This window comes from Thiolapillus sp. (assembly GCF_048562965.1).
GTDB classification, from domain to species: domain Bacteria; phylum Pseudomonadota; class Gammaproteobacteria; order Chromatiales; family Chromatiaceae; genus Thiolapillus; species Thiolapillus brandeum_A.
In genome coordinates, this window is the sequence record NZ_JBHNMF010001221.1 from 1 (window position 1) to 775 (window position 775).

Genomic DNA, 775 nt, shown 5'->3' on the forward strand with positions numbered 1-775 from the left:
GAATCCCCAATCCCAGTAGCAGTATCTCGTTGCCGTCCACGTCTTTTCCTCATGCCAGTATTTGGCGCTATACTGGCACAGGTTTTTGGAGGAATTCCACTTAAAACGTCGAGGAACCTCGATTTGCTAGCTGTTTGGCTGGTACCCATTGCAATCTGTCCAATGGGCTTCTCGTCCCTTGCCCGCTCCTCGGGTCGTTGTACAGCACAAGGATGCCTCATGCTTGATCGGGAGGATATCTCAAACCGTTATTTTGGGGTCATATAGCATCGGTGGTGACACACGCCGTGCTCCGGGCACTTCACTTGTGGCACCGAGGCGTGGATGTAGCAGTGGTGCTGGAAGAAATTCAAATGCCGCCACGTTTTCTCTTGAAAGTCATGGGCAGGGCATTCTTTGCCGCAGACAGGGCAGGCATACTTGGAACCGCGTTCGGCCCTCACCTCCAGGTGCTGCTCATGCGGTTGCTTGTCGGTATCCAATCGCTGATCCACCAGTTTCCAGGGAGCCTCTATGCCGAGCCCAAGGAGCAAGATCTGATTGCCGTCCATTCCGGTTCCTCATCGCTGATTTCCCGGATACAATGGCACAGGTTGTGGGGGAAATTCCACACTAAACGACGAAGAGCCAAAATAAAGGTACGATATTCTCATGCTGAATGTCGACACAAGGTAAATTACATATATGAAGATTGCAATCGTTCAACTGAGTGATATTCACATTACATCTGATACGGATCCCGTTCTGCAACGGGCAGAATTGATAGCATCTTCGC

Annotated in this window: 1 pseudogene; it reads right to left on the reverse strand. The window is 50.8% G+C overall.

The annotated features are described in order from the left end of the window. Positions 1 to 281: 281 nt before the first annotated feature. Positions 282 to 551 (reverse strand): annotated as a pseudogene (locus tag ACOCD2_RS23430) (transposase family protein); the annotation flags it as partial. Positions 552 to 775 lie beyond the last annotated feature (224 nt).